This window comes from Streptomyces sp. NPDC004788 (assembly GCF_053601115.1).
The window spans coordinates 1-22,799 of record NZ_JBSGBF010000098.1; the positions used below are offsets into that span (position 1 = coordinate 1).

Genomic DNA, 22,799 nt, shown 5'->3' on the forward strand with positions numbered 1-22,799 from the left:
ACCCCGGCCGTGCTGCCGGTGTGGGAGTGGGAGAACCCGCCGGAGGACAGTGATGTCTCGCGGGTCGGCCTCCGCCGAGCCGGCCGGCGCGGAGGCGGCCGGCGCGGAGGCGGCCGGCGCGGAACCGGTTGCCCCGGTCGCCGCCGAGCCGGTCGCCGCCGAGCCGCGTGCCACCGAGCCGGTCGCCGCGGAGCCGCAGGTCCCGGCCGTCCCGCCGGCTCCGGCCGGCGAGCGCTGGGCGCTGCACGCCGAGGTCACCGGTTTCACCCAGCTCACCCTGGACGCCGAACCGGGCACCACCATCGCCGTCGTGGGTCCGAACGGCGCCGGCAAGACCACCCTGCTCCGGGCCCTCCTCGGACTCACCCCCCGCGCCCACGCCGCCCTCCGCCTCGGCACCATCGACGTCACCGCCCTGCCCCCGCACCGGCGGCGGGTCGCCTGGGTGCCCCAGGACGGCGCCCTCTTCCCGCACCTGACGGCCCTCGCCAACACCGCGTACGGCCTGCGGGCCCAGGGCGCCTCGCGGGCCGACGCCCGGCGGGCGGCCCAGGGCTGGCTCGACCGCCTCGGGGTCGGCCACCTCGCGCACCGCAGGCCCGGGCAGCTGTCCGGCGGGCAGGCGCAACGGGTCGCCCTCGCCCGGGCGCTGGCCGCCCGCCCCCGGCTGCTCGTCCTCGACGAACCGCTCGCCGCGCTCGACCAGACCACCCGCGCCCACGTCCGGCACACCCTGCGCACACATCTGACCGGCTTCGGGGGCGTCTGCCTGCTCGTCACCCACGATCCGGTCGAGGCCGTCTCGCTCGCCGACCGCGTGCTCGTCCTCGACGACGGCCGTGCCCTGCAGGACGCCGCTCCCGCCGAGGTCGCCCGCCATCCGCGCTCGCCCTGGGTGGCCCGGATGCTCGGACGCAACGCCTGGCCGGGCACGGCCACCACCGAGGGCCTCGCCCTCGACGCCGGCGGCGTCCTCGTCGCGGCCGACCCTCCGGCCGCCGGCACCCCGGCGCTCGCGATCGTCGCGCCCGAGGCGGTGTCCGTCCACCGCGAGAAGCCCGCCGGCAGCCCCCGTAACGTCTGGCCCGGTACCGTACGCGAGATCACCAGCAGCGGCAGTCGCCTTCGCGTCCTGATCACCTCCGAGAAGGCGCCCGACCTCGTCGCCGAGATCACACCGCAGGCCGCCGCCGAACTCGGCCTGGCCGACGGGGTCTCCGTCTGGACCAGCGTGAAGGCGACGGAGGCGACGATCGTGGCCCTCTGAGCGAGCGGATCACCGCCCGAGCGTCGGGCCGGAGGGCTGCCCGTAAGGCCGCCCGGATGTACGGCCGATCGACTGCACTCCGTTGCCGCGCGGTCCAGACGGGCAGCCCGCTCGCGGCCAACGCGTCGCCGACGGCCACGCCACACCGGAACGCCGCCCGATGGCCGCCGACGATCCGGCACCGTCGCCGGTCCCGTTTCACGCGCGAGAGCCACGCCCTGGGGGTGGCTCTCGCGCGACCCTGATGTGCAACAGGGCCGACCCGGCTTCACATATCGACGGCGCAGAGCAGGCGGCGCAGGTCAGGCGGCGTAGAGCAGACGTCGTGGATCAGACGGCGCAGAGCAGACGTCGTGGTCCAGACGCGGCGATCAGGCGGCGGAGAGCGAGATCTCCGTCGACTTGATCAGGGCGACGACAGAGGAGCCGGCCGTCAGGCCGAGGTCCTCGACGGCGTCCTTCGTGATGGCGGCCGTCAGCTCCCCGCCCTCGACGGAGACCTTCACCGAACCCATGGCGCCGCCGGTCGACACCTCCGTGACGGAGCCCGCGAGCTGGTTCCGGATGGAGATGCCCGCGACGGCTCCGGTCGCGAGGGCGACCTCGGTGGCCTTCACGAGGGCCTTGACCGCGGAACCCTCGGCCAGACCCAGGTCCCTGACCGCGTCGGCGGTGATGGCGGCGGTGATGTCCTGACCGCCGGCCAGGCGCACCTTGACGGACGCCATGGCCTCGCCCGTGGTGACGGCGGTGACGGTGCCGGGGAGCTGGTTACGAATGGACAGGGTCATGGAAATGCGCCTCGCAGAGCCGGAACTGAGCAGCCGTCACTTGTGTGACCTGCACCTTTGTCGACGCTACCGGAAGAAAAATTCCCTTCGGCGGCATGCGTCGCATCCACCAGCCGAATGGACGCAATGCCCTCGCACCGGCCGCGTCAGTGGCACCGGCCGGGGGCGGCCGGAGGCGGCCGGAGGCGGCCGGGGACGGGGGCCACGTACGACGAACGTCGATGCCGACCGCACTGGCCCCCCGTCTCGCACGCTCACGCGCACATCCGCAAGGCAAAATGCCGAGACAGCCAGTAGATGTGACTCCAGCCTGCTGCTACAGTCCGCATTTGCGTACGCATGAGTGACCCTCATCGCGGTTCGCGCGGGCTCCCGTCTCCCCCTCCCTCGCCCCGCGCAGACCGGCCCGGCGGCCAACGAGCCCGCCGGTCTCACCGGTATCGAAGATCTCGCCGGTAGCGCCGATATCGCCGGTCTCGCCAATAGCGCTGGTCTCGCCGGCCCACGGGGAACACCCCCCAACCCCCGAGAGTCGCCTCGGCAATCCGAGGCGACAGACCCTCACCTCCACGGCACCGCACTCGAACCGGACCTCCGCTCGCCGGTCGTCGGTCGCCGTGCCGACGATCAGAAGGATGGAATCCGATGACGACGATGACGAGAAAGCTCTTCCTGCGCCCTGCTCCGAGCAGGCTCCTGGTGCTGGGCGCGGCGCTAGCCCTGGCGACGCCGGGCACGGCGTACGCCAACACCGTGGCCGTCACCGTGAAGACCCCCGGGGCCACCAGCGGCCCCGCCTCCGCCAACTCCGAGATCTCGAGCCACGCGGACTGTTCCAGCGGTCTCGCCTCCGGCGGCGGGATCAACCAGGCCATCGGCACCGGCTCGAGCGTGAACGGCAACCACGTCAACGGCACCGCGCCCAGCTCCGACGGCACCAGCGAGTACAGCGGCTCCACCGGTGTCGTCGGCAGCGACGTGACGCACTGGCTCGGCATCGGTGGCAGCGGGGGTCAGGTCAACGCCTCCTACTCCACCACCCCCTACGCGATGTGCTTCACCAGCAGCCTGATCAACCACACCCAGGTCGTCATGAACAAGGCCAACGCCCCCACCGCCGGGGCGACCGTGGGCCTCGTGACGGCGACATGCCCGGCCAACACGCGGCTGATCGGCGGCGGCGCCCGTACCACCCCCGGCAACACCGGCAGCCTGAAGGTCGTCGCGAGCTTCCCCACCTTCAACAACTCCGCGCACTCCTTCGGCGCGAAGGCCGCGGCGGACGGAGAGACGAACCCCGACTCCTGGACGGCGGTCGGCTGGGACTCCGGCGCCAACAGCGCCGACTACACCTACGCGTACGCGATCTGCAGCGGAAGCGGCATCAATGTCGGCGGCGCCACGGTGAAGGTCCGCCGCACAGAGGTGAGCGGCCCGACCACCGGGAGCACGGGCCAGACGGCGACCGTGGGCTGCGGCCAGGGCGACGGGAATCTGGTCAGCGGAGGCGCCGCGATCAGCGGGGGCAGCGTGACCACCACCGACTTCACGGGTCCGGGCTCGGGCGGCGACCACCTCAACGGCAGCTTCCCCAGCACCTCCGGCGGCGCCGCCGTCAGCGACGGGGCCACCACGGCGGCGTACTGGACGGCCTCGGCCCACACCGGCGGCCAGTCCTCGCCCGGCACGCACACCGATGCCTGGGCGCTGTGCACCAACGACGGTGTCTGAGGCGGCCGTTCGAGACAGCAGGAATGCCGACAGCCGGACAGGCCGAACAACCGGAAAGCCGAACAGCCGGACGTGCGGGCTGCGGACAGCCGGAAAGCCGGGCATGCGGACAGCCGGACCTGCGGGCTGCCGCCCATGAATCACGAACCCTAGAAAGAGAATCCGATGTCAATGAGTCTCCGGCGGAGCTCCGCCACGGCCAAGGCACTCCTCCTGGCCGGCCTGCTGACCGTGGTGGCGGTGCCGGGAGCCGCGTACGCCAAGACCGCCGACGTCACCGTCGTCACCCCCGGTGCCACCATGGGCCCCGCGACCCCCTTCACCGGGGTCTCCTCGCACGCCGACTGCCCGGACGGCCTCGTCTCCGGCGGCGGGGCCGACCAGGCCATCGGCAGCGACGAGATGTCCAACGGCAACCATGTGATGGGCATGGTGCCCAGCGCCGACGGCGCCACCGAGTACACCGACACGCCCGGGATCGTCGGCACGGACGCCACCCACTGGATGGCGTTCGGCGGCAGCGGGAGCCGCAGCAGCGACGCCTTCTCCACCACGCCGTACGCGATCTGCCTGCACAGCAACCTGATCAGGCACACCCAGGTGGTCATGAACAAGGCGTCCGGCCCCACTACCGGCCTGTCGGCCAAGCTCGTGACGGCGACGTGTCCCGCCGGCACGGTCCTGATCGGCGGCGGCGCCCGCACCACCCCGGCCAGTGTCGGCAGCCTCAAGCCGATCGCCGGCTTCCCCACCTTCGACGACGCCGAGCACCACTTCGGCTCGATCGCGGCCGGTGACGGCGAGCGCGACCCCGACTCCTGGACGGCGGTCGGCGGGATCGGCGGCGGACGCGGCGAGGACAACATGACCTACGCGTACGCGATCTGCGGCACGGGCGACATCAACCGCAAGCACGTCGCCACGACGGTGCACTTCGCCGAGGTCAGCGGCCCGAACACGGCCTCCACGGGACAGACGGCGACGACCGGCTGCTCCCGCGGGGAGGGGCAACTGGTCAGCGGCGGCGCCGCGATCAGCGGGGGCAACGTGACCGAGACCGACTTCAGCAAGGCGACCTCGGGCGGCCCCCACCTCAACGGCAGCTTCCCGAGCGACGCCGCCGGCACCCCGGTCGGCGACGGCGACGCCAACCCCTCGTACTGGACGGCAGCCACCCACAGCGGGGGTTCGCCCTCCCAGGGCAGCTACTCCGACGTCTGGGCGCTCTGCCTGGACGTGCGGCACGGGCGCGACGAGTAAGCGGACCGGTTGACATCCTCAACCATCGCGGCTTACCTTCCTTTCTGCATTACTTCAGAACATGAATCATCGACCTGCTTAAGCATCCTTCTGGGCACGTCATGGCCTCCGCTCCGCGCGGCGGCGGCCGCGCCGGCCGACGGACGCTGAACGACTCCGTTCAGCAAGGCCGCGAGGCTGCCCTGGGGCACCCGGGGCAGCATCACCAGAAGGAATCCGCATGAACTCCGCAGAGCACGTCGCCGCCGTCGCCGCCGAGACCGCCCGGTTCGTCGCCACGGTCAAGACCGCCGACCTCTCCACCCCGGTGCCCACCTGTCCGGGCTGGACCCTGGCCGACCTCACGCAGCACACGGGCCACGTCCACCGCTGGTTCACCGAGCTGCTCCGCCGGCGCATCCAGCACCCGCCGACCAGCCGTGACGTGGACCTCCACCTGCCGGAGCTCTCCGACGCCTACCCGGACTGGCTCGCCGAGGGCGCCACGCGGGCCGCCGAGGTGTTCGCCGCCACCGACCTGGACGCCCCCATGTGGGCCTGGGGGCTCGACCAGCACGCCCGCTTCTGGGTCCGCCGCATGCTCTTCGAGACCCTGGTCCACCGGGCCGACGCCGAACTCGCCGTCGGCCGCGCACCGCACGTCGACCGCGCCCTGGCGGTCGACGGCATCGACGAGTTCCTCACCAACCTCCCGTTCGCCTCCCGCTTCGCGCCCCTCACCGCCGAACTCCGCGGCCAGGACCAGACCATCCGGTTCAGCTGCACGGACAGCGACGACGACTGGCTGATCACGCTCCGCCCCGACGGCTTCGGCCTGACGCCCACCCCGACCACCCCCCACACCGCGGACGCCACGATCCAGGCCAGTGCGGCGGACCTCCTCCTGCTCGCCTACGGCCGCCTGGACCACAGGAGCGACACCTTCCAGCGGCTCGGCGACCCGGACCTGCTCGCCCACTGGTTCACGCACTCGGTGTTCTAGGGGAGGGTTCCAGGGGGTCCAGGGGGGCCAGGGGCGTCCAGGGGGTCCAGGGGCGTCCAGGGGGGTCCAGGGGGGGTCCAGGGGAGTTACGTCGGTCGGCCGGCAGCGGGCCCCTCAGGACGGCATGTTGCGGGTTCCTGTGGCGCCTGTGTCGGCGCGTATCGCGGCCTTGTCCTTTCCATGAACAAGCCGGCGGCAAATCCGGCACGAGCCCCCGAACCCCCCTTCATGCCACATGACATGTGCGCGGCGGACTGGGAGTGTCCCTGCCCATCAAGGCAGTCCTCCTTGTGCGAGTCGGACGGCGATCCCGCCCAACTCCCCGCCACTCTCTGGAGAAACCACATGTCCTCGTTCTCCCCCACCGGCTCCCGGGCGCGTCGCCTCGCCCTCACGTCCGGCGCCGCCATCCTCACCGGCGCCCTGCTCGCCGCCGGCGCCGGCGCCGCCACCGCGTCGGCGGGTTCCGATCCGGAGCCGTACGACGGCGCCTCCGCCGCGGCCACCGCGCAGTCGCTCGGCCTCGGCGCCAAGGAGAAACTGGTCGTCAAGGACGTCATCAGGGACGCCGACGGCACGGTCCACACCCGCTACGAGCGCACCTACGCCGGCCTTCCGGTCCTCGGCGGCGACCTCGTCGTCCACCGTGCCGCCGACGGCGCGGTCAAGGACGTCACCAAGGCCGTCAGGGCCACCATCAACGTCGCCTCGCTCACCCCGAAGCTGACCCCGACCGCCGCCAGGTCCGCCGCGGTCAAGGCCGCCAAGGCCGCGAGGACCGCGGGTTCCGCGACCGGCGAAGCCCCGCGCAAGGTCATCTGGGCGGCCGACGGCAAGCCCGTCCTCGCCTACGAGACCGTCGTCAGCGGCACCCGGGACGACGGCGTCACCCCGAGCCTGCTGCGCGTCGTCACCGACGCGAACACCGGCAGGAAGCTGTACGAGACCCAGCTGATCGACGGCATAGCCGACGGCATCACGGGCGCCACCGGCGTCACCGGCCCCACCGGCGTCACCGGCGTCACTGGCCCCACCGGCGTCACCGGCAAGGGCCGGGCGGCCGGCAAGGGCGGCGGCTCCCCGGTCAGCGCGGTCGGCACCGGGGCCAGCCAGTACAGCGGCACCGTCAGCCTCAACACCGCCACCTCGTCGAAGGGTTACGACCTCGTCGACAACGAGCGCGGCGGGTCGAGCACCGTCGACCTCCAGCACCGTACGGGCGGCAAGGGCGTCCTGTTCACCGACGCGGACAACGCATGGGGCAACGGCACCCCCGCCGACAACCAGACCGCCGCCGTCGACGCCGCCTACGGAGCGGCCAAGACCTGGGACTTCTACAAGGACGTCCTGCACCGCAACGGCATCAAGAACGACGGCCGCGCGCCGGTCTCCCGCGTCCACTACGGCAGCGCCTACCAGAACGCCTTCTGGGACGACCGTTCCTTCACCATCACCTACGGCGACGGCGCGAACGACCAGCACCCGCTGACCCAGCTCGACGTGGCCGGCCACGAGTTCAGCCACGGCGTCACCTCCGCCACCGCGGGCCTGCAGTACTCCGGCGAGTCCGGCGGCCTGAACGAGGCCACCTCGGACATCTTCGGCACCGCGGTGGAGTGGAACGCGAACAACGCCCAGGACCCGGGCGACTACCTGCTCGGCGAGAAGATCGACATCTTCGGCAACGGCAAGCCGCTGCGCTACCAGGACCAGCCGAGCAAGGACGGCCGCGGTTCGGCCGACTACTGGAGCGCCGGCGTCGGCAGCCTGAACGTGCACTACTCGTCCGGCGTCGCCAACCACTTCTTCTACCTGCTGTCCGAGGGCAGCGGCGCGAAGGACATCAACGGCGTGCACTACGACAGCCCGACCGTGGACGGCTCCACGGTCACCGGCATCGGCCGCGACAAGGCCGTACAGATCTGGTACAGGGCGCTGACCACGTACTTCACCTCCACCACCGACTACCACGGCGCCCGTGAGGGCACCCTGAAGGCGGCCGCCGACCTCTACGGCGCGGGCAGCGCCGAAGCGAAGGCCGTGGACGCCGCGTGGGCGGGGGTGAACGTCAAGCCCTGACCGAAAGCCCTGACCGCAAGCCCTGACCGCCAGGCGGTGAACGAGGCGGCTCCGACCCAGGGGTAGATCGGAGCCGCCGCAGCCGTTCAAACACGAGGGCCGTCTGAGGAGGAGGGGGCGACCCTGCGATGTTCTGTTCGGGCCCGTTGGGGGCCTCTTCAGTAAATATACTTACCGTCGATAAAGCAAGCGAATGAAAATTTTCATACGCAGAGTGAGGAGAGCGCCCCGCTCGGTCGCCCGGCCCCGGTCATAGAACGGCCGGCGGAGAGAGCCGGCAAAGAGAGTCAGCCGGTCGGCCGTCAGCCGTCCAGGAAGAAGTCGTGCTGCTCCGCCGCCTGCTCGTACTTCTCCAGCCGGGTCTGCGTACGCTCCGGATCCGCGTCCGCCATGGCCTGGAGGATGGCGGCGGACAGCACTCCCGGCGCCGCGTACGAGTCGAAGACGAGCCGGGCGCCGGTGCCGGCGGTGAACACCACGTCGGCCTCGTCGACGAGCGGCCCGAGCGCCAGGTCGGTGATCAGCGCGACGCGCAGCCCGGTGGCGCGAGCGGCCCTGACGACGGCCAGGGTCTCCTTGGCGTGCCGGGGCATCGCGAAGGCCAGCGCCCACGTCCCGCCCGCCTCGCGCGCCTGCAGCAGCGCGTCGTACGCGACGCTGCCGCCCCGCGTCACCACCCGTACGTCCGGGTGGATGCGCCGGGCGGCATACGCGAAGTACTCCGCGAGGGAGACCGAGATCCGCAGGCCGAGGACGGTCAGCGGTACGGATCGGGCCAGCGCGCGGCCGATGTCGAGAATCCGGTCGGGGTCGGCGAACACGCGCCGCAGGGCCGTGAGGTTCTCGATCTCGGCATCGACCGCCGACTGCAGCTCGTTGCGGAGCCGCCCCTCCCCCTCCCCCTCGTCCGGCGCACCGGCGACCGCGCTCAGCGCGATGGGCTGCAGGGCCTCCCGGAGCGCGGGATACCCGCTGAATCCCAGCGACGAGGCGAACCGGGTCACCGACGGCTGGCTGACGCCGACCCGCTCCGCGAGCTCCGTGATCGAAAGGAACGCGGCCTCGGTGAGGTGATCCGTCAGGAACTGGGCGATGCGCCGCTGCGCGGGAGACAGCCTGCGCCCGCCGAACAACGCCCGCAGCCGCTCGGCGGGAGAAGCCGCCTCGACCTCCGCCGAACGCCTGCCCGGCGTGATCGCCGCAGCCTGCGCACGCGCTTGCTGCCCAGATGCCACGGGGTGCCTCCTTCTCGTCTCGCTGCCGCCCAAGATAGTTCAACGGTCGGCACTGCCCGCGGGTCGAGACATGGGCCGAGGCGTCAGCGGGACCAGACGTACGGAAGCCCCTGCGCTCTAGCTCTAGCTCTAGCTCTAGCTCAGCGTCTTCAGCGCGGCCGCGTCGTACGGCTTCAGTTCGTCGACCCGTCCCGCGAGGACCTTGGACGCCCACTCGGGGTCCTGGAGCAGGGCGCGGCCGACGGCGACCAGGTCGAACTCGTCGCGCTCGAAGCGGTCGAGGAGGTTGTCGAGGCTGCCGACTGCGGCGCCCTCGCCGGCGAAGGCGCGGATGAAGTCGCCGTCGAGACCGACCGAGCCGACGGTGATGGTGGGCCTGCCGGTGAGCTTCTTGGTCCAGCCGGCCAGGTTCAGGTCCGAGTCCTCGAACTCCGGGAGCCAGTAGCGGCGGGTGGAGGCGTGGAAGGCGTCGACACCGGCCGCGGCGAGCGGGGCCAGGATCGCCTCCAGCTCCTGCGGGGACTCGGCGAGCCGCGCGTCGTACGCCTCCTGCTTCCACTGCGAGTAGCGGAAGATCACCGGGAAGTCGGGCGAGACGGCCGCGCGGACCGCGGCCACGATCTCGGCCGCGAACTTCGTACGGGCCACGGCGTCGCCGCCATAGGCATCGGTGCGGCGGTTCGTCCGCTCCCACAGGAACTGGTCGACGAGATAGCCGTGGGCGCCGTGCAGTTCGACGCCGTCGAAGCCGATGCGCTCGGCGGCCGCGGCGGCCTCGGCGAAGGCGCGGATGACGTCATCCAGGTCACTCTGGGTCATCGCCTTGCCGGTGCCCTCGGTGCCGTCGACGCGGATGCCGGAGGGGCCCACGGCGGGGGCGTCCGCATAGGGCGCCTGACCCTGCTCCCGCACCATGCCGATGTGCCACAGCTGCGGCACGATCGTGCCGCCCGCGGCGTGCACGGCCTCGGCGACCTTCGCCCACCCGGCCAGCTGCTCCTCGCCGTGGAACCGCGGCACACGATCGCTCTGCCCGGCCGACTCGTGGCCGACGTACGTCCCCTCGGTGACGATCAGACCCACGCCGGCGGCGGCGCGGCGGGCGTAGTACGACAGCACGTCCTCACCGGGCACACCACCGGGCGAGAACATGCGCGTCATCGGCGCCATCACGATGCGGTTCGGGACGGTCAGGCCGTTGAGCACGACGGGCCGGGACAGGATCTCGGCCGCGCGGGAGGTGGGGGACGCGGTGACGGTCACGGTAACGCTCCTCATAGCTACTACTTGAGAACCTTGAAGCTTGAGAACTTCATGCAATGAAAGGAAGGTAGAGCCTGATATTTGAGATGGTCAAGCTTCTCCGGATAGGCTCCGCCCATGACACAAGCTCCTCGCACGGAAGCGCCCGCCGTCGACACGGCCGGACTCATGGAGCTGCTCTCGGTGTCGCTCGGCGTCTACTACGGCGACTTCACCGTCGCCGCGGCGAGTGAGAACCTCACGGCGAGCCAGGGCAAGGCGCTGACCGTGCTGCGCCGGGGCCCCGCCGCGATGCGCGCGCTCGCCGAGACCATGACCTGCGACGCCTCCAACATGACCGGGATCATCGACCGGCTGGAGAAGCGCGGCCTGGTACGCCGCGAAGCCGACACGGCCGACCGGCGCGTCAAGAACGTCATCCTCACAGCCGAGGGTGAGCGGGTGACCGACGCGATCCGCGCGAAGATGCGCACCACGCAAGACGGCCTGGACAGGCTCAGCGACGAAGACCGGGAGTCGCTGTACGCCCTCCTGGAACGTGTCTTCGTCTCCCGCCCCACCGCCTGACCAGGGTTACCCGCGACCGCGACCGTCACCGGGCCCGTCACGACGAGCGCGGGGCCCGTCACGACGAGCGCGGGTTTTCGCCGGAGCCGGAGGATCCGGCCTCGTGCCGGGCCCCTGGACAGCGCACAACCACCTGGGGACAGGACGCCGACTCGCTCAGCCATCGGCCGAGCAGGCCCAGGCGTCGGGCATCATCGGGAGCCTCGTCCTGGACACGTACGTCCCCGAGACCGCCCGCTACGGAGGACCCGAGGGCCTCCCGCTCGCGGAGGGACTCTTCGCGGCGGACAGCAGGGGACGTGCTCTGACCGATCTCCGCCCCGATCCGGCCGGGTCGTACTTCGACCGCCTGGCGGAGGAGGCCACGGTCACCGGCCGCGGCATGACGGACGACGACCCCTCCGCCGAGCCCGCCGCCGCCGCCAGCGAACGTGCGAGGGTGCTGCTGCGCCAATGCCTGGCGTACGCCGCCGCCTGCTGCTTTCCTGTCCCTCCCGGCCGCGGAACGAGCCCTCTCGGAGTACACCCGCGCACCGCTCCCCGTCACCGACCAGCCTTGCTCCACGACCTCCTGGAACGCCGAGGGGATGTCCGACGAGGACAGACCGGTCAGGTCCGCATCCGCCAGGAGCTTTCTCATCCACCGGTTGGTACGCACGTCTAACTGGTCCCGACCAGCCCGGCGGTCGCCAACCCCGCCTCCCGGATACCTCATCACCGAGCGGACGCTGACCCCAGGTCCTTGGCGATCACCGAGCTCGCGTCGCGCTGAGCGTCGAGCGGCGCGCGGAGAGGCTGGGGTGAGTCGCCACGCAGCGGCAGAAGGACGGTGAAGGCCGTGTCGCTGCCGCAGGGAGCGCGCGGCTGCACACAGCATGGACGAGTAGTCAGAGGGCAGGTCGTCGTGTCACCGGCGGCTGAGCTCGTCTCCAGGACCGGTCTGCGAGCTCAGGAGAGGGTGTTGACGAGGACGCCGCCCCGACGAGTCCCCGAGTCCGTCGCCTTCCCGCTGTTGACCATGCGGTGGGAGCGGCTCGCGATGGTGCACTGGAGGTACGAGGCCGAGGTCGTCCAGCGCCTGCTGCCCAAAGGGTTGGTCGTGGACCGGTTCGAAGGCCGGGCCTGGGTCAGCCTGACGCCGTTCATGATGTCGTCCGTCCACGGCCTGGGGGCCGTACCGCTGCCTCCGGCTGCTTTCCCCGAGACGAACCTGCGGACGTACGTACGACTGCCAGACGGACGCAGCGGGTTGTGGTTCCTCTCCCTCGACGTGACCGCGCCCTACCTGTTGGCTGCACGGGCGATCGGGATCCGTTACCGTCTGGCGGACCTGACGGTACGTGAGCGCGGCGCCGACACGTTCTACGGCGGGCGGCTTCGGGGGGCGCAGGTTGCTGAGGGCGTCGGTTACCGGCTGCGGGTCCGAGCGGGCGCGCCGGTCGAGAAGATGTCGCCTCTCGAAGTGTGGCTCACTTCGAGGTGGGCGGCCTTTTCGCGGCGTGCGGGCCTTCTGTGGCTCACGCCGGTGCGCCATGAACCCTGGACACTCGGTCAGGGGACGGTAAGCGAGATGCACCAGACCCTCACCAGGAGCGCCGGTCTTCCCGATCCGGAGCCCGCGCCGCTCGTGCACGTGTCCCCGGTGGTCGATGCCGTCCGTCTGGGTCCTCCCCGCCCGGTTTTCTGACGACAGCGGTCACGCGAGCAGGTTGACGGCGCTCCGGAACAGGCCGGGGAACCGGGCCGCCGCCGGTGTGATCAGGGGCGCCAGTGGCGGCTGGTTCCGGACCCAGAGGAGAGACCTCGTCAGGAGGCGGTAGCCGCGGGACAGGCGACACCACGCGTGTTCGTACGCCTGCGGCCGACCCTCGCCGAGGCAGCGCACGAGGGCGTCGGCCGCCGTCAGGGCGAGGGTGAGACCCTCGCCGGTCAGCGCGTCGACGTACCCGGCGGCGTCGCCCACGAAAAGTACGCGGCCGGCCACCCGGGAACGGGCCTGCTGGCGGAGCGGCCCGGCGCCCCTGACCGGTGTCCTGTCGGCCGTGCGCAACCGGGCGGCCAGTGCGGGGAAACCGGTCAGCTGGTCGTCGAAGGGCAGGTGGCGTGAGGTGAGGATGGCGACGCCGACCTGCCGCGGTCCGAGCGGCGTGACGTACGCCTCGCAGTCGTCCGACCAGTACACCTCGACCAGGTCGGTCCACGGCTCGACGGCGTAGTGGCGCCGCAGTCCGTACCGGGGGGTGCGGCGCCGGGTGGAGGCCGGCCGTACGGTCAGGCCGAGGGCGCGCCGGGTCGGCGAGTGCAGTCCGTCGGCCGCCACGAGATAGCGGGCGGTGATTCCGTCGGCCGTCACGTACGCGTCGGACTGGGCCACCCGGCGGATGCGGTGCGGGATGACCGGTACTCCGAGCTGGGCGGCCCGGGCGGCGAGTGCCTCGTGCAGCAAGGTCCGGCGCACGCCGAGACCGTCCCCCGACTGTGCGCGGAATCGGGCTTCGGCACGTCGGCCCCCGGCGGCGTCGATATAGCGGATGCCTCGGAGCGGTCGGCCGGGCACCTGCACGTCGAGAGCTCTCAAGGCGCGCACGGCCGCCGGCATCAGTCCTTCTCCGCATGCTTTGTCGATCGGCGCCGGCCGCGGCTCGGCGACCATGACGTCCAAGCCTCGTCGCGCCCCGTGGATCGCGGTGGCCAGGCCCGCCGGGCCGCCGCCGACGACGAGGAGGTCGATCACGACGCGACGCTGGTGGAGGAGAGACCGCGTGCGGGCGCCAACGCGGCGTTCTCGCAGCGGATGCGAACGGTGATCAGGGCCACGTTCAGGAGCGAGAAGCCGAGGGCGGTCAGCCAGGCGGTGTGGACCAGGGGCAGGGCGGCACCCTCGACGACGACGGCGACGTAGTTGGGATGCCGGAGGTAGCGGTAGGGCCCGGAGACGACGAGCGGAAGGTCGGGAACGACCAGTACCCGGGTGTGCCAGCGGGACCCGAGTGAGCCGATGCACCACCATCGCAGTGCCTGGGCGGCCAGCGTGAGAGCGAGGGCGGGCCAGCCGAGCAACGGCAGGAAGGGCCGGTCGGCCGCCCAGGGCTCGACGAGGCAGCCGAGGAGGAGCGCGGCATGCAGGACGACCATGACCGGGTAGTGCCCGGCGCCGTACTCGCGAGCGCCTCGGGCCCGGCTCCAGGCGCCGTTGCGCCGCGCCACGGCGAGTTCCGCGAAGCGCTCGGCGACGACCAGCAGGACCAACAGGTTGTACAGCACAGCAGCCTCACCAGGCGAGGAGGACGAGTTCGGACGAGAAGCCGGGCCCGAAGGCGATCACCAAGCCGATCGATCCGGACGGCGGCCGGGCGGTCTGCGTGTCCTTCAGGATCTGCAGCACCGACGCGGAGGACAGATTGCCGTGGCCGGCCAGGGCGCGGCGGCTCGCCGCGAGGGCCGAGTCCGGCAGGCCGAGCCCGTCGGCGAGCGCGTCCAGGATCTTCGGGCCGCCGGGGTGGCAGATCCATGCCGTGACGTCCATGGGTTTGAGGTCGTGTCCGGCGAGGAACGTCTCCACCTCCTCGGTCACGTGCAGCCTGACGAGTTCGGGGATTTCAGGACCGAGGACCAAGCGAAAGCCCCAGTCGCCGACGTCCCACCCCAACAGGTGCTCGGTCCCGGGGTAAAGGCGGCTGCGTGACGCCACGACCGTGGGCAGGGAGGATCCGGACGAGGCGAACGTCGTGCCGGGTTCCGGACGGGATGTCGGACGGGAACGATCACTGCCGACGGCCACGAGTGCGGCGGCTCCGTCCCCGAACAGACTGCCGGCCACCAGGTTCGCCGTCGACGTGTCGGCACGCTGCAAGGTGAGCGAGCACAGTTCGGTGGAGAGAAGGAGTGCGGTGCTGCCCGGCCGCCCGTCGAGGTAGTCGTGGACGCGGGCAAGCCCGGCGGCGCCCGCAGAGCATCCGAGGCCGAACAGAGGCGTGCGCCGGACGTCGGGCCGCAGACCGATCCGCGCGGCGAGGCGGGCATCCAGAGAGGGGGTCGCGACGCCGGTCACGGTCGTGGAGACGACCAGGTCGACGTCGTCGGGGCGCACGCCGGCTTCCTGAAGCGCGCTTACGACGGCCTCGGTGCCGAGCGCGGTGGCCAGTTCGACGAAGAGTCGGTTGCTCTCACCGAAGGCGCCGAGATCACGATAACGGTCGAGGGGCAGAGCGAGATGACGGCTCTCCACACCAGCCGCCGCGTGCAGCCGGCGCACGAGATCCCTGCCGGATCCGGGCGGCATGCCGGAGACGAGATCTTCGGTGATCTCGTGTTGCGGGTAGCGGTGCGGCGGGAAGACGGTGCTCACCGCAAGGACGCGGGTCATTGCTCCAAGATAGGGACGGTGAGGTGTCGGCACCCTCAACCCGGCGGTCACGGGCGCGCCGTCGCCTAGCGTGGTGCGGTGCGCCCCACCACGAACGATGGAACCCATCGACTCGCCTCGCGGGCCGTTCCCGGCTCGACGGAAAACTCGGCCGTTGTCAGCCTGCTGAAAGCGAGTCACCCGATGCCGGCGGCGGCGGTGACGCTCCTCGCGGCGCTGTTGGCCGCCGCGTCCGGGCTGGGCCTGGGCTCGGCCGGCGCGGCGGTGGCCGCGGTCGCCGCGGGACAGTTGTCCATCGGCTGGTGCAACGATCGCGTGGACCTGCGGCGTGACCGGGCTGCCGGACGCCGGGACAAGCCACTGGTCACCGGAGCCGTACGGCCGGGCGTGGTGGGCACGGCGGCCTGCGCGGCCCTGCTGATCTGCGTCCCGCTGTCGCTCGGCTGCGGGCTTTTGGCCGGCGCGGTGCACCTCGGCTGCGTCGCCGCCGGCTGGGCCTACAACCTGTGGCTCAAACGGACAGTCCTGTCCTGGCTACCGTACGCCGTCGCCTTCGGACTAGCCCCCGCCTTTCTGACGCTGACCCTTCCGGACCACCCGTGGCCGCCCGTGTGGCTGACGGTCGGGGCGGCGTTCCTGGGGATCAGTGCCCACTTCGCCAACGTCCTGCCGGACCTCGATGACGACCTCTCGGGCGGGGTGCGCGGGCTCCCGCAGAGAGTGGGCCGACGCGGGTCCGCGGCGTCGGCCGCCGTCCTGGCCCTCGCCTCGTGCGCTGTGCTGGCGGTCGGCCCGACGGGGCGGGTGTCCCCGGCCGGAGCGGTCCTGATCGCCCTCACCTCCGCGCTAGCCCTTGTGGCGGCGGCCGGCCCGCCCGCTCTGCTGCGCGGACGCGTTCCTTTCCTCGTCATCATGGCCATGGCCGTCCTTGACGCAGCACTTCTGGTGTTCGCCGGAAATGCACCGGCCGCCGGCCCGGTCCGGCCGTGACCGAAGCCGAATGAACGTCGAGTGATCCCGTACGAAGTCCAACCTGGACCAACCTGGGGGAGAGCATGGACTTCACGCCGAGGGCGTCGCTGCCCTCAACCGATGGCCTGTCCGTAGCGGACCGACGCCGATCTCGGCCTGGTCCCGCTCGCGGTCACACCGGACGGGGAGCCCGGCGCCGTGCTGCTGCACCGCAGCGGCCTTCTGGACGCGCTGGACGCGCTGGACGCGCTGTTCGAGACGGTCTGGCGCACGGCCCACCCGCTCACGTTGTCGGACACGGCGGACGAGTCCGAGGCGCCCGTCGGGATCGACCCCTAGGCCGTGTCCGTAAAGTCGATCGCTCGTTACTCCGTTCGTGGTGCGTCGACATGAACTGACGGATGAGTCGTGGGCGTTGATCGCTCCGTTGCTGGCTCCGGGCCGGATGGGCAGGCCGGTGCGGGACCGGCGCCAGGTCGTGAACGGGATCTTGTGGAAGCTGTCCACGGGTGCCGCCTGGCGTGACCTGCCCGAGCGGTACGGTCCGTGGAAGACGGTCTACGAACGCTTCCGGCACTGGTCCGCCGACGGGACGTGGGACCGGCTGCTGGCGCATGTCCAGCAGCACTCCGACGCCGTCGGGCAGGTGGACTGGACGATCGTCTGCGTCGACTCGACAACCGTGCGGGCGCATCAGCACGCGGCCGGAGCCCGAAAAGGGGGCCCTGGGAAGGCGAGGCACTCGGCCGGTCACGCGGCGGACTGACCAGCAAGATCCACCTGGCCTGCGACGGCCACGGCCGGCCACTCGCGTTCACGATCACCGGCGGGAATGTGAACGACTGCACCCAATTCGAAACGGTCATGGACCGGATCCGCATCGCCCGTCCGGGGCCGGGCAGGCCCCGGACCCGGCCCGAGCGCGTCGTCGCGGACAAGGGGTACTCCGCCCGGAAGATCCGCGCCTACCTGCGACGACGCGGCATCGCCTGCACCATTCCCGAGCGGATCGACCAGATCAACGGACGCATCCGCCGCGGCGAAACCCGCTGCCGCCTCGACCGCGCGGCCTACCGGCGGCGCAACGTCGTCGAACGCTGCTTCAGCCGGCTCAAACAGAACCGGGCCCTGGCCACCCGCTACGACAAACGAGCCCGGCACTACCAAGCCATGGTCACCCTTGCCTGCCTCCAACTCTGGCTCCCCTGACTTTCCGGACACCCCCTAAGGCCCGACCGAGCTGGACCGCAAGATCCTCACACTGCCACCCCGGATGCAGTTGGGGGCCCACACCGTGCGAAACGGCTGGACGGAGTCCCGGTGAAGTCCCGTCACGGGCGCTTTCAGACCAGGACGTTGACGGCACGCGCCACCACCAGTCCGAGGATGAGCAGGGAGACCAGGGACTGGACGCCCATGACGATCTTGGCCCAGGGAGCCAGGGGCATCACGTCGGTGGGGCTGAAAGCGGTGGCGTTGGTGAGCCCGAGGTAGAGGTAGTCGACGTAGCGGGGCCGCCAGCCGGGGCTTACCACTTCGGGGTTGAGCTGCTGGGGGAAGGCGAGCGCGGGTGTGCGGGGCACGTGGTGGGCACGGGCGGCGGCCCCACCGCTGTCGAGTTCGAAGTACAGCAGCGAGAAGGCCAGAACGGTACAGGCCCAGACGGTGCCGCCCCACTGCAGCAGGCTGGTGGCGGAGCTGGTCTCCTTGCCGCCGTGGAGGATGTCGTCGACCAGCTGGACGGTGGACCAGACGGCACTGAGCGCGAGAACGCCCACCAGGGCGATCGACAGGGTGCGCAGCACTGTCGATCGCCGGTCGATCCTGCCCGGATCGCCTGCGACGAGCGCGATCAGCAGCAGTCCCTCGATGGCCGGGAGCACCCAGCGAGGGGCCAGACGGAGGTCGTCGGGAAGCAGGACGGTCAGCACCATGGCGGTGACGACGGCCGTGGCCATCGGCCAGCGGGCCTCGCCGACGGCTTCCTGTCGGCTCGGGCTCTCGGTTGCCTCGGGGGTGCTTCCGGTCACGATGGCGGGGCCCTCACGGTCGAGTGCGGAATGATTGGCGCCGTTCTGCACTCGGACGATATAGCGGGCCGGTGGCCGGGCGGCGGATCTCACCCGGCGGCGGGCCGCGGCTCCCGCTTGAGGATCTTCCCGGTGGCGTTCAGCGGAACCAGCCGTCACGCATGCCCGCGGCGGTGGCCTCCGGGCGATTGAGGCAGCCCATCATCTAGCCGGTGTTCAGGCAGTCGTCCACTTTGCGACCGAGCCGGTCGACCGCGGCGGCCACGAGCCCGTCGTACTTGCCCCGCTCATCGCGGAGCCAGAGACCGAGCTTCGGACGGGTCATCGGGTCGGTGGCGCCGGACACCTCCCAGTCGTCCGCCCAGTCGATGATGTGTCCACCGATGCCGCGGCAGCCGTCGGCACGTCCTCCCGCTGCCGCTCATGCGAGGTCGTGGTGGCGGCCACACTCGGGACGATCTCGACCGGCTCGATCAGCCCAGGAATCTCAACCGCACCTGCCGTTGCGGGTTGTCCTTGTTCGAATCCGCCAACCGCCGCAAGGACAACCCTGACCGTACCTGGGCACACGGCTTGTGCAGGCGTCCAAGGGCTCTCGAAGTCGAAGCTGATCACCACGACATCATGCCTGCGACGTAAGCACCACGATCGACCGGACAGGTCCCAAGGGTCGTCCCGCATTGCCGGGGGTGGTGACTGGCCGCCGGCTTGGACACGCCGCACTGGCACGCTCGGTGATCAGTCGCGCTGGTCGAGTTGCGGTCCCCCGACTCTGTCGGTGGGGCGGTACGTGGTTCGCAGGCGAGGCCGCGCAGTGCGGTCGAATCTCGCATGCGGCTCTTCGTGCGCGGGTGTTGACCGCACCGGCGCCGTGGCAGAGTCCTTCTTATTGATCAGAAACTGATGGGGTTCTCGTCCAGGACGTAGCGGACGTGCGGGCCGCCGAAGTAGCCGCGGACGATATGGGCCGGGGGTAGGTGAATCGGCATAGGCTCGCCCACATGGCTGATGACATAGCTGAACTCGTGCGGGATCTGCCGGGCCTGAAGAGTGTGACGGGTGTGTGGCGGCTCGCCAAGCAGTGGTTGGCGGCCGGGGACAGCGAGCGGGTCGCCGAGCTGGGTGTCCGGCTCGTTGGGGAGTACCGCGGCCGAGAGCGGGAGTTGTGGCAGTACGTGACGATGCGGGACGGGCTGCTGCGGCTGCTCGCCCGCACGCCCGGCCCCGGCCAGGTCCTCGCCACGGGTCGGCTGGCCCAGGCTCTTGGCGGCAGTGACTTCCCGAGCCTGACCGCCTCCCTGCTGGTCGCGGCGCAGCAACCAGCGGACCTGGCAGTCCTGTTCAGTGACGGGGCGGATGGACCGGACGAGTTGCTGGCCTGCCTGGTACAGGAGTTGGTGGTCCGAGGAGTCGACCTCGCCGGGCTGCCGCAGGTGGCCAACTGGGCGGGCGCTCCGCGTCAAAGACACGGTCGGTTCGCCTGGCTGCCGCTCAGTCGTGCCGAGTTCGAGCTCGGCTACCCCGTGCCGGCCCGCTTCCCGGACGGGGAGAGCCACACCCGGCAAGAGGCGCTCACGTGGCACTCCGGCAGCGCCCCGGTGCCGCTGCCCGGCGTGAGGGAGACCACCGCGCCAGCGACCGGCGAGCTGATCGCCGCCGCCGCGCGGAACTGGGCCGAGGACTCGAACGGCTGGCTCGAGGCCCGGGTGTTCGAGTTCGTCGAGCCCCTGACGGCGGCCAGACTGCCTGCCGCCCTTGGGGCGATCGGTCTGAAGTGCACGGCCGCGGCGACCCAGGTGAGCCTCAGCCGCTGCTTTCCGGTGGAGATCTGGGAGGTCCTGTTCGCCGCCGCGGCCGAGGGAGGAGCGTATGAATCGGCGGAGTACGGCGCCTATGGCCGCCTTGCGGCCTGGCGTTCCCTGGCCGGACTGACGGGAGTAGAAGAGGGCACCCCGGTGGCCGAGGTCGAGGCGTTGGCGGCGGCCTACCGGTGGTACAGCTTCGACACCGACAGCGGGTGGTTCTGCCGCCAGTGCTGGGACCTCGCCATCGTGGCCCTCTCACCGAACGGCCGCCGACTGGCTGTGCTGGCAGCCACGGACACCTACTGAGCGCCAGCGCATCCGAGGCAGACGGTCAGCGCCACGCTCACCTGCTAGCCCGCCACGACGGTCCCGCCGATCCGGGCCTCGACGGGACCACCGGCGGACTGTCTGACGTACTGGTCGTCGCCGTTCTCCGATGCGACCCAGTCCGCCGCGAGCCAGGAGTGCGAGGCGGCGTCGACGCCGACGGCCACGGAGCCACGACGGGCGTCAATCACGCCGACTCGCCGACTCGCCGACTCGCCGACTCGCCGAACGAGCGCTCCAGTGATCCTGCCTGAGGATCAGGCCCGGCGCGTCACGTGATCCATGATCAGCTCACCCACGGCATTCCAGCGCTTTCTCGACATCTCCCGACCGTTCTCATCGAAAACGACCACTTCCGACGGCCGGCCGTTGGCGTGCCAGTACCGCCACTCACCTACCGCGGCACCCATGATGGCCACGCCCTCGGCCCGCTTGGTCCCGTCCGGCCACCACTCCTGCTGCCGCCCGTGCTCGATGCCCGAGCAGTAGGTGCCGACCAGCTCGGTGTGCCCGTTGTCCGCGACTTCCTCGACCTCCCCAGTGAACAGTTCCCCTGCGTGACAGGTGCGTCCGTACTCGTCCAAGTAGGTCTGATCGCCTTTGATACGCATCGCCCGTACTGAAGTCGGCGTCGCCCCGAGCGGTTTCGCCGGCGGCTCGGCACCACCACGAGCCTCGGTGGTGGGCCCTGACTCGCGCTCGGCGGCGCGCTGCCCGCGCGCTGCCAACTTGCGCCTGAGCTCTGCGCGCCAGCGCGCGGCGTTGCTGCCGTCCAGTTGCCCGGCGAAGGCAGCTCGGGCGGCGTCGACAAGTTCGGCAGGGGCCCCCGGACCATACTTGGCGATCTCCCACAGTGCGTCATCCGTTGCCATGTCGAGCCCAGTGCAGGTCCGCAAACCCCGGCCACTGAGCACCTCTTCCAGCACGGCGCCGAAAGTCCTCGTCAGCTGGTCCTCGGTCAGCCGATCACCGCGCATGGACCCACCCCTCCCTGAAGCGAACGAACTGTCCCGTCCCTGTACGACGCCCGGCGCGATCGGGCGGGTTCCCGCCGCCGTCACCGCTCGCATCCTGCCGAACGATCCACCCGGCGACAACGACGCCGTCGAGCCGAAGCTCGGTAGTTGTCACCTATTGATCTGAAACGGTTTGGGTTCTGGGGCGTTGGCGGGGAGTGAGCAATCTGGTGGGGGACGCGCGGCATCTGTCGCCGTCGGCGCAGGAGGCCCAGCGACTGCGGGCGGTGGCTGCGTTGGTGGCGGGGCGGGACCGTGCGGGGCGGGACCGTGAGGACGTGGCAGCGGTCTTCGGGTGTCGCTGAAGGCGGTCGACACGTGGTGGGCGAAGTGGCAGGCCGGCGGCCGGGAGGCGCTGGCCATGCGGCCGCGGGGCAAGCCGGTCGGGGCGCACCAGGTGCTCGGGGAGGCCGAGCAGGCCGCGGTGCGGCAGGCCGTCCTCGACCACCGGCTGGGCTTCACCGCCGAGGTGATGTGCCGTTTCCTGGACCGGCTCGCCGGCCACTTCGACCACAAGGTCCACCTCGTCGTCGACGGGCACTCCGCCCACCGGTCCAAGAAGGTCCGCGACTGGCTCGCCGCCCACCCCGACGACGTCGAGCTGCACTTCCTGCCGCCCTACGCACCCGAGCTGAACCCCGACGAGCTGGTCAACGCGGACCTCAAGCACAGCCTGCCCAAGCAGCACCGGGCCCGCGACCAGGCCGAACTCGCCGCCGAGACACGCCGCTCCTTCCACAGACGACAACGCCAGCCACACATCGTCCGCGGCCACTTCGGCGGCCCGCACGTCCGCTACGTCCTGGCCGAGAACCCCATCAGTTTCTGATCAATATGCCGATATCCAGACTCAGACATGTTGCTGCGGGCCTTGTCCCTTGGCACCGCCATCACCCTGACCGCATGCGGCCAGGAGCACACAGGACAACAGGCCCACGCCCCCGGCAGCAACCCAGGTGCCAGCATCGCCCTCGACGTCCGTCACTACGCCTGCGTGACCGCGTTCGTCCAGTCGACCAGCTACCAAGTCAGTGTCAACGGCCGGTTCCTGGAAACCGGCTGCTTCGAGCCGCGTGGCGGCCATTGAGCGCCGGCTGCACCGGACAGG

Annotated in this window: 23 protein-coding genes and 1 pseudogene; 14 read left to right on the forward strand and 10 right to left on the reverse strand. The window is 71.1% G+C overall.

What is annotated here, in order from left to right:
* A partial coding sequence (locus ACWEJX_RS30945; protein WP_451610728.1) for an ABC transporter ATP-binding protein occupies positions 1-1,267 on the forward strand: 1,267 nt, incomplete at its 5' end.
* 371 nt (positions 1,268-1,638) lie between these two features.
* On the opposite strand, the gene ACWEJX_RS30950 is transcribed toward ACWEJX_RS30945, so the two are convergent.
* Complete coding sequence (locus ACWEJX_RS30950; protein WP_451610729.1) at positions 1,639-2,058, reverse strand: TOBE domain-containing protein; 420 nt, start codon at positions 2,056-2,058, stop codon at positions 1,639-1,641.
* Positions 2,059-2,703: 645 nt separating this feature from the next.
* Here ACWEJX_RS30950 and ACWEJX_RS30955 point away from each other — a divergent pair.
* From ACWEJX_RS30955 to ACWEJX_RS30970, 4 genes are all read left to right on the forward strand, one after another.
* Positions 2,704-3,789: a hypothetical protein gene (locus ACWEJX_RS30955; protein WP_451610730.1), complete on the forward strand. Its 1,086-nt coding sequence runs from the start codon at positions 2,704-2,706 to the stop codon at positions 3,787-3,789.
* A gap of 165 nt (positions 3,790-3,954) precedes the next feature.
* Entirely contained in the window at positions 3,955-5,049 is a 1,095-nt protein-coding gene (locus ACWEJX_RS30960; RefSeq protein WP_451610731.1) for a hypothetical protein, read from the forward strand.
* Between the two features lie 220 nt (positions 5,050-5,269).
* Positions 5,270-6,031, forward strand: a complete 762-nt coding sequence (locus ACWEJX_RS30965; protein WP_451610732.1) for a maleylpyruvate isomerase family mycothiol-dependent enzyme — start codon at positions 5,270-5,272, stop codon at positions 6,029-6,031.
* Between the two features lie 345 nt (positions 6,032-6,376).
* Entirely contained in the window at positions 6,377-8,110 is a 1,734-nt protein-coding gene (locus tag ACWEJX_RS30970) for a M4 family metallopeptidase (RefSeq protein ID WP_451610733.1), read from the forward strand.
* 302 nt (positions 8,111-8,412) lie between these two features.
* On the opposite strand, the gene ACWEJX_RS30975 is transcribed toward ACWEJX_RS30970, so the two are convergent.
* Together ACWEJX_RS30975 and ACWEJX_RS30980 are read right to left on the reverse strand one after the other, a co-directional pair.
* Entirely contained in the window at positions 8,413-9,345 is a 933-nt protein-coding gene (locus tag ACWEJX_RS30975) for a MurR/RpiR family transcriptional regulator (protein ID WP_451610734.1), read from the reverse strand.
* Between the two features lie 135 nt (positions 9,346-9,480).
* Positions 9,481-10,608, reverse strand: coding sequence for an NADH:flavin oxidoreductase (locus ACWEJX_RS30980; protein WP_451610735.1), 1,128 nt, complete (start codon positions 10,606-10,608; stop codon positions 9,481-9,483).
* 117 nt (positions 10,609-10,725) lie between these two features.
* On the opposite strand from ACWEJX_RS30980, the gene ACWEJX_RS30985 reads away from it, so the two are divergent.
* The 3 genes from ACWEJX_RS30985 (at position 10,726) to ACWEJX_RS30995 (ending at position 12,862) form a co-directional block, all read left to right on the forward strand.
* Complete coding sequence (locus ACWEJX_RS30985) at positions 10,726-11,175, forward strand: MarR family winged helix-turn-helix transcriptional regulator (protein ID WP_451610736.1); 450 nt, start codon at positions 10,726-10,728, stop codon at positions 11,173-11,175.
* A gap of 103 nt (positions 11,176-11,278) precedes the next feature.
* Positions 11,279-11,839, forward strand: a complete 561-nt coding sequence (locus tag ACWEJX_RS30990) for a lantibiotic dehydratase C-terminal domain-containing protein (protein WP_451610737.1) — start codon at positions 11,279-11,281, stop codon at positions 11,837-11,839.
* Between the two features lie 297 nt (positions 11,840-12,136).
* Positions 12,137-12,862: a YqjF family protein gene (locus ACWEJX_RS30995; protein ID WP_451610738.1), complete on the forward strand. Its 726-nt coding sequence runs from the start codon at positions 12,137-12,139 to the stop codon at positions 12,860-12,862.
* 9 nt (positions 12,863-12,871) lie between these two features.
* Here the strand turns inward: ACWEJX_RS30995 and ACWEJX_RS31000 are convergent, their stop codons facing one another.
* From ACWEJX_RS31000 to ACWEJX_RS31010, 3 genes are read right to left on the reverse strand one after another with little or no spacing between them, the layout of a single operon-like run.
* A complete protein-coding gene (locus ACWEJX_RS31000; RefSeq protein ID WP_451610739.1) occupies positions 12,872-13,909 on the reverse strand; it encodes an NAD(P)/FAD-dependent oxidoreductase in 1,038 nt (345 codons plus the stop codon).
* Positions 13,906-14,439, reverse strand: a complete 534-nt coding sequence (locus tag ACWEJX_RS31005; protein ID WP_451610740.1) for an isoprenylcysteine carboxyl methyltransferase family protein — start codon at positions 14,437-14,439, stop codon at positions 13,906-13,908. Before ACWEJX_RS31005 ends, ACWEJX_RS31000 begins: the two co-directional genes overlap by 4 nt.
* Positions 14,440-14,446: 7 nt before the next feature.
* Complete coding sequence (locus ACWEJX_RS31010; protein ID WP_451610755.1) at positions 14,447-15,541, reverse strand: type III polyketide synthase; 1,095 nt, start codon at positions 15,539-15,541, stop codon at positions 14,447-14,449.
* A 78-nt stretch (positions 15,542-15,619) separates the two neighbouring features.
* Here ACWEJX_RS31010 and ACWEJX_RS31015 point away from each other — a divergent pair, with 78 nt between their 5' ends.
* The 3 genes and pseudogenes from ACWEJX_RS31015 to ACWEJX_RS31025 all read left to right on the forward strand — a co-directional run bounded on the left by ACWEJX_RS31015 (position 15,620) and on the right by ACWEJX_RS31025 (position 17,722).
* Positions 15,620-16,531 carry a UbiA family prenyltransferase gene (locus tag ACWEJX_RS31015; RefSeq protein WP_451610741.1) on the forward strand — a complete coding sequence of 304 codons (912 nt, stop codon included), beginning with the start codon at positions 15,620-15,622 and terminating at the stop codon, positions 16,529-16,531.
* A 180-nt stretch (positions 16,532-16,711) separates the two neighbouring features.
* Complete coding sequence (locus ACWEJX_RS31020; RefSeq protein ID WP_451610742.1) at positions 16,712-16,852, forward strand: hypothetical protein; 141 nt, start codon at positions 16,712-16,714, stop codon at positions 16,850-16,852.
* A gap of 106 nt (positions 16,853-16,958) precedes the next feature.
* Positions 16,959-17,722, forward strand: a pseudogene (locus ACWEJX_RS31025) (IS5 family transposase).
* A gap of 134 nt (positions 17,723-17,856) precedes the next feature.
* Here ACWEJX_RS31025 and ACWEJX_RS31030 read toward each other — a convergent pair.
* On the reverse strand, positions 17,857-18,543 hold the full coding sequence (locus ACWEJX_RS31030) for a hypothetical protein (RefSeq protein ID WP_451610743.1): 687 nt from the start codon (positions 18,541-18,543) through the stop codon (positions 17,857-17,859).
* A gap of 205 nt (positions 18,544-18,748) precedes the next feature.
* Complete coding sequence (locus ACWEJX_RS31035; protein ID WP_451610744.1) at positions 18,749-18,868, reverse strand: recombinase family protein; 120 nt, start codon at positions 18,866-18,868, stop codon at positions 18,749-18,751.
* A 676-nt stretch (positions 18,869-19,544) separates the two neighbouring features.
* On the opposite strand from ACWEJX_RS31035, the gene ACWEJX_RS31040 reads away from it, so the two are divergent.
* Positions 19,545-20,654: a DUF6183 family protein gene (locus ACWEJX_RS31040; protein WP_451610745.1), complete on the forward strand. Its 1,110-nt coding sequence runs from the start codon at positions 19,545-19,547 to the stop codon at positions 20,652-20,654.
* Between the two features lie 44 nt (positions 20,655-20,698).
* Here ACWEJX_RS31040 and ACWEJX_RS31045 read toward each other — a convergent pair whose 3' ends face one another.
* A complete protein-coding gene (locus ACWEJX_RS31045; protein WP_451610746.1) occupies positions 20,699-20,866 on the reverse strand; it encodes a hypothetical protein in 168 nt (55 codons plus the stop codon).
* A 66-nt stretch (positions 20,867-20,932) separates the two neighbouring features.
* The gene (locus ACWEJX_RS31050; protein ID WP_451610747.1) at positions 20,933-21,652 is read right to left on the reverse strand and encodes a toxin-antitoxin system YwqK family antitoxin; all 720 of its coding nucleotides are present in this window, start codon (positions 21,650-21,652) and stop codon (positions 20,933-20,935) included.
* Positions 21,653-21,986: 334 nt separating this feature from the next.
* Between ACWEJX_RS31050 and ACWEJX_RS31055 the strand changes: the two genes are divergently transcribed.
* Both ACWEJX_RS31055 and ACWEJX_RS31060 read left to right on the forward strand, forming a co-directional pair.
* Positions 21,987-22,520 (forward strand): transposase, encoded by a 534-nt coding sequence (locus ACWEJX_RS31055; RefSeq protein ID WP_451610748.1) that lies wholly within the window; start codon positions 21,987-21,989, stop codon positions 22,518-22,520.
* 27 nt (positions 22,521-22,547) lie between these two features.
* Positions 22,548-22,778 (forward strand): hypothetical protein, encoded by a 231-nt coding sequence (locus tag ACWEJX_RS31060; protein WP_451610749.1) that lies wholly within the window; start codon positions 22,548-22,550, stop codon positions 22,776-22,778.
* Positions 22,779-22,799: the final 21 nt, after the last annotated feature.

Excerpts from the sequence above, each read along its gene's own strand:
- ACWEJX_RS31035 (WP_451610744.1), bottom strand. The coding sequence starts at position 18,868 with ATGACCCGTCCGAAGCTCGGTCTCTGGCTCCGCGATGAGCGGGGCAAG.
- ACWEJX_RS31060 (WP_451610749.1), top strand. The coding sequence starts at position 22,548 with ATGTTGCTGCGGGCCTTGTCCCTTGGCACCGCCATCACCCTGACCGCA.
- ACWEJX_RS31050 (WP_451610747.1), bottom strand. The coding sequence starts at position 21,652 with ATGCGCGGTGATCGGCTGACCGAGGACCAGCTGACGAGGACTTTCGGC.
- ACWEJX_RS31040 (WP_451610745.1), top strand. The coding sequence starts at position 19,545 with ATGGCTGATGACATAGCTGAACTCGTGCGGGATCTGCCGGGCCTGAAG.
- ACWEJX_RS30985 (WP_451610736.1), top strand. The coding sequence starts at position 10,726 with ATGACACAAGCTCCTCGCACGGAAGCGCCCGCCGTCGACACGGCCGGA.
- ACWEJX_RS31010 (WP_451610755.1), bottom strand. The coding sequence starts at position 15,541 with ATGACCCGCGTCCTTGCGGTGAGCACCGTCTTCCCGCCGCACCGCTAC.
- ACWEJX_RS30960 (WP_451610731.1), top strand. The coding sequence starts at position 3,955 with ATGTCAATGAGTCTCCGGCGGAGCTCCGCCACGGCCAAGGCACTCCTC.
- ACWEJX_RS30950 (WP_451610729.1), bottom strand. The coding sequence starts at position 2,058 with ATGACCCTGTCCATTCGTAACCAGCTCCCCGGCACCGTCACCGCCGTC.
- ACWEJX_RS30970 (WP_451610733.1), top strand. The coding sequence starts at position 6,377 with ATGTCCTCGTTCTCCCCCACCGGCTCCCGGGCGCGTCGCCTCGCCCTC.
- ACWEJX_RS30965 (WP_451610732.1), top strand. The coding sequence starts at position 5,270 with ATGAACTCCGCAGAGCACGTCGCCGCCGTCGCCGCCGAGACCGCCCGG.
- ACWEJX_RS30955 (WP_451610730.1), top strand. The coding sequence starts at position 2,704 with ATGACGACGATGACGAGAAAGCTCTTCCTGCGCCCTGCTCCGAGCAGG.